Source organism: Streptococcus sp. NLN76 (assembly GCF_015686645.1).
Taxonomy (GTDB): domain Bacteria; phylum Bacillota; class Bacilli; order Lactobacillales; family Streptococcaceae; genus Streptococcus.
In genome coordinates this window covers 1-2,961 of record NZ_JADPMS010000081.1, presented here as the reverse complement: position 1 = coordinate 2,961, position 2,961 = coordinate 1, and the positions used below count along the sequence as shown (strand labels likewise).

General features: G+C 36.2%; 3 protein-coding genes. All 3 read left to right on the top strand.

Annotated features, from left to right (window positions below; translation table 11 throughout):
* The first annotated feature begins 55 nt into the window (after positions 1–55).
* The 3 genes from I1A59_RS09860 to I1A59_RS09215 all read left to right on the top strand — a co-directional run bounded on the left by I1A59_RS09860 (position 56) and on the right by I1A59_RS09215 (position 2,773).
* Positions 56–247 (top strand): toxin C-terminal domain-containing protein, encoded by a 192-nt coding sequence (locus I1A59_RS09860; protein WP_348769642.1) that lies wholly within the window; start codon positions 56–58, stop codon positions 245–247.
* Positions 248–467: 220 nt separating this feature from the next.
* The gene (locus I1A59_RS09220; protein WP_196092465.1) at positions 468–1,580 is read left to right on the top strand and encodes a hypothetical protein; all 1,113 of its coding nucleotides are present in this window, start codon (positions 468–470) and stop codon (positions 1,578–1,580) included.
* Positions 1,581–1,660: 80 nt separating this feature from the next.
* A complete protein-coding gene (locus I1A59_RS09215; RefSeq protein WP_196092464.1) occupies positions 1,661–2,773 on the top strand; it encodes a hypothetical protein in 1,113 nt (370 codons plus the stop codon).
* Positions 2,774–2,961: the final 188 nt, after the last annotated feature.

Genomic DNA, 2,961 nt, shown 5'->3' with positions numbered 1-2,961 from the left:
TTACCGGTTTCATAAAGGCTTACGATGGTTTCTTTGAATTCTTTACTATACTTTTGTGACATATGGACTTCTCCTTTGGTTTGAGATAATTCTACCAAATCGTGTCCATGAAATCATACTAACACCACCAGATCATGCTAGTCATAAAGGAGGATATTGGAAAGGTGCCGATACCAAAGAAAAATTGTTAAGTAAGGATGCTCGAAAAGGAACTTATGATAAAGATCTAAAACGTATAGATGACTGATAGAATTTAATTTCACACTATTTTTGTTGCTTCATTCAATCGTCTTACCATTCCCTGCTTTGTCCTACAAAGTAAATACTCTTTAAAAATCAAAGCTATCAATTGCTATCTCCCCTCGATAAATCCTAGTTCTATCATGGGCATCATTTCCTAAACTATTTTTGATTTTCTTGAAGTAGAGATAAATAGACAATAACAAATTACTGCACAAGGAGAGTATATGTTAGAAATTGACATCTATAAATATAACCTAGAAGATTCAACCTATATTGATGACTGGACCTCCATATCAGATATCGGTCAAAAATTTCATGGGCAACTTCTAACCTACCAAAGCTACCTTCAAGAAGAAGACCGTTATGTTAACACAATCCAAGAACTTTTACAATTCCTTCATATCCAAAATCTGACAGTTGATTGGTGCTCAAAATTTTTCAGTCTACGTTACCACCAAAAACATGGACGACTAACCTCTGTTCAGAGTCAACTTTATCAAAAATTAGATAAAGGACTCATAGTAAACCGAAATGAAATTGCTGATATTATCCGTCTCAATTTACGTGAAAGTATTGACTGTAGTTTATCTAATTCCATTATCACTATTTACTTTGACTATGACTACTATATGTCCATAAAAATAGCAGATAAATCTGACTTACATCACATCATAAATATTATTAAAAAACATGGATTATTTTGGCGACCTTCAAAAAATCACTACTATCCTGAGGATAAAGATAATAAAGTTGCTTTTGGATTTACTTGGAATAATGGACTCATCAATCCACCAGGTGACTATCATCATGACCTTCGAATTTCCAAGGATGATCCCTTGAATCGTACCTATACCGAATGGAGTCATTTTGACGAAATCGAAAATGGACTGGATTGGGCAGAGTACCAAACTGTGGAACAAAAATACCTCCAGCTAGTTTTGGACTTCCTGGATAAGTTCCAGGTAAGTGAGTTTGCCATCAACAGCCTATCCCTTAACAATATTCAGGAACTCGGTGTCTCTGAACAGTACTTCTCCCCTCAAGAAAAAGTGCTATTCCAACAAATGTATAAATATGAAGAAACTGTAGAGGATTGGACTATAGAACCATTCATCGTCCGAAAAGAAGACTTTTCTACTCTATTCAAACTAATGTTCAAACGTGTATTTACTTCTTGGATTACAGACGGTTCTATTAGTATCCAATTCGATGCCTCCTTCCGCCTCTACCTCTCCTTCTACGGCCACAAAAAGGAAGTGCAGGAGTTAGTCGAGAAGCACGGACTCTATTGGCAGGAACGCCAACCACCTTATCATGAGGCGGTTGACTTCACCTAAATAAACTAAATTTGTTATCTGAATGAATACAAATCCCATTACTTTCTAATCCAAATTCATTCAATACAGGAAGTAACACCATGCCCACACTACTAATTCACAAATATGATAAAACTAATCCAAACTACGTCAAGGACTGGACTTCTATTTCAGATATAGGAAAAACATTTTATGAGGAGCCTCTCACCCTCAATACCTATTTAGAAACAGAGGATCGATATGTCCAAGTAATCCTAAACATTATGGGCTTATTTCATATTCAAAAACTGGAGGTACGAACTATTGAAAAGTATCATAGCCTTCAATACGTCAAACAGAATGGACTATTGAATGAAAAACAGGCCTTCCTTTACCAAAAAATAGACAATGGAGTACAGCTCAATTACCGTGAACTTTCTGAAACCATTAGACTTAATTTACGTGAGTCAATTTGGTGTGGTTTATATAGTCCTGAAATTGAAGTCAATTTCGGTTATGACTATTACGAAGCAATCACGATTGCAAATTCTGAAAAACTGGAATTGTGTAAACAAATTATTGAAGACCATGGATTGTACTGGCAGGAAATCTCAACTTCTCCCTTTAAAATAGAAGAAGAATTTAGAGATGCCCTAACCTACACTTGGGGCGACGGTCAAACCAATCCACCAGGTGATTACCATCATGACCTTCGTATCTCCAAAGATGACCCTTTGAATCGTACCTATACTGAATGGAGTCATTTTGACGAAATCGAAAATGGGCTGGATCGGGCAGAGTACCAAACAGTGGAACAAAAATACCTCCATCTGGTTTTGGACTTCCTGGATAAGTTCCAAGTAAGTGAGTTTGCCATCAACGGTCTACACCTTAACAACATTCAGGGATTCGGTATCTCTGAACAGTACTTCTCCCCTCAAGAAAAAGCACTATTCCAACAAATGTATAAATATGAAGAAACTATAGAGGATTGGACTATAAAACCATTCATCGTCCGAAAAGAAGACTTTTCTACCCTATTCAAACTAATGTTCAAACGTATATTTACTAATTGGATTACAGATGATTCGATTACTATCCAATTCGATGCCTCCTTCCGCCTCTACCTCTCCTTCTACGGCCACAAAAAGGAAGTGCAGGAGTTAGTCGAGAAGCACGGACTCTATTGGCAAGAACGCCAACCACCTTATCACGAAGCCGTTTACTTCACCTAAATAAACTAGATTTGTTATCTGAATGAATACAAATCCCATTACCATCTAATCCAAATTCATTAACCCGAATTATTCATACCCTGAATATCTTTGCGTAACTATCAAAAAAATCATCAGAAACAAGCAATAAACAATTGCAGTTCTGATGATTTTTATGAACGATCAAGCTTTTCTATAAATAAATATGG